1 rRNA gene (cut by a window edge) is annotated in these 1,905 nt (G+C 56.7%); it reads right to left on the bottom strand.

What is annotated here, in order from left to right:
* Nucleotides 1–1,727, bottom strand: a 23S ribosomal RNA gene (locus ACYQ77_RS44765); it reaches 1,491 nt to the left of the window's first position.
* Nucleotides 1,728–1,905 lie beyond the last annotated feature (178 nt).

Here is a 1,905-nt window from a genome sequence, read left to right as displayed (position 1 = left end):
ACGCGGTGCGGATTTGCCTACACCACGGCCTACACGCTTACACCAGACACCATCAGCTGGCGGAGCTACCCTCCTGCGTCACCCCATCGTTTGGCTACTACCGGCTCAGGTCCCACGCTCCACCACGTTCAGTCCGAAGACCGAACCCAGCTTCGGGTGGTTAGTATCACCGGCCTCGCCATGGGCGCATCCACACGGGTACGGGAATATCAACCCGTTGTCCATCGACTACGCCTGTCGGCCTCGCCTTAGGTCCCGACTTACCCTGGGCGGATTAACCTGGCCCAGGAACCCTTGGTCATCCGGCGGCAGAGTTTCTCACTCTGCTTTCGCTACTCATGCCTGCATTCTCACTCCCACACCCTCCACAACTCGCTCACGCGGCTGCTTCCCTGGATGCAGGACGCTCCCCTACCCATCCACACCACTGCACAACGCCCCGAAGAGCGAAGCGGATGTATTGTGTGAATGACACAGCTTCGGCGGTACGCTTAAGCCCCGCTACATTGTCGGCGCAGGACCACTTGACCAGTGAGCTATTACGCACTCTTTCAAGGATGGCTGCTTCTAAGCCAACCTCCTGGTTGTCTGGGCGACCCCACATCCTTTCCCACTTAGCGCACACTTAGGGGCCTTAGCTGGCGTTCTGGGCTGTTTCCCTCTCGACCACGAACCTTATCGCCCGCAGTCTCACTGCCACACTCTCACACACCGGTATTCGGAGTTTGGTTGATTTCGGTAAGCTTGTAGGCCCCCTAGACCATCCAGTGCTCTACCCCCGGCGTGAAACATGTGACGCTGCACCTAAATGCATTTCGGGGAGAACCAGCTATCACGGAGTTTGATTGGCCTTTCACCCCTACCCACAGCTCATCCCCCAGGTTTTCAACCCTGGTGGGTTCGGGCCTCCACGACGTCTTACCGTCGCTTCACCCTGGCCATGGGTAGATCACCCCGCTTCGGGTCTAGAGCACGCGACTAAAATCGCCCTATTCAGACTCGCTTTCGCTACGGCTACCCCACACGGGTTAACCTCGCCACGCACCACTAACTCGCAGGCTCATTCTTCAAAAGGCACGCCATCACAGTTGCTACGACTGCTCTGACGGCTTGTAGGCACACGGTTTCAGGTACTCTTTCACTCCCCTCCCGGGGTACTTTTCACCTTTCCCTCACGGTACTAGTCCGCTATCGGTCATCAGGGAGTATTTAGGCTTAGCGGGTGGTCCCGCCAGATTCACAGCAAATTCCACGAGCTCGCTGCTACTCGGGAACACCACCAAGAAAGACACGCCGTTTTCGCCTACCCGACTCTCACGGTCTACGGTCCAGTTTCCCAAACTGATTCGACTAACAAACGTGTTTTATGACTTTCCACCCAGCTGGCAGACCGGATAAGGTGGGTCCCACAACCCCGCGCACGCAACCCCTGCCAGGTATCACACATGCACGGTTTAGCCTCCTCCGCTTTCGCTCGCCACTACTCACGGAATCACTTTTGTTTTCTCTTCCTACGGGTACTGAGATGTTTCACTTCCCCGCGTTACCTCCACCACCCTATAGATTCAGATGGCAGTGACACCCCATGACGGGTGCCGGGTTTCCCCATTCGGAAATCCTCGGATCTCAGCTCGGTTGACAGCTCCCCGAGGCATATCGCAGCCTCCCACGTCCTTCATCGGCTCCTGATGCCCAGGCATCCACCATGTGCCCTTAACAACTTTCACCACAAACGATCAAAGATGCTCGCATCCACTATGCAATTCTCAAACACCAACCAGCGATCCCGTCTCACTGAGAACACCTTCCACCCGCGCCGCGGGAGTGGTTTGAACTCGACAAGACCCTGAATGATTTGATCCAGAAACAACAACGCGTGTTGTCTCAGGACCCAACAGTGTGCCA

This window comes from Actinophytocola sp. KF-1 (assembly GCF_054661535.1).
Note: the sequence above shows the minus strand (reverse complement) of the source record. Positions and strands in the feature narration are given on the sequence as shown.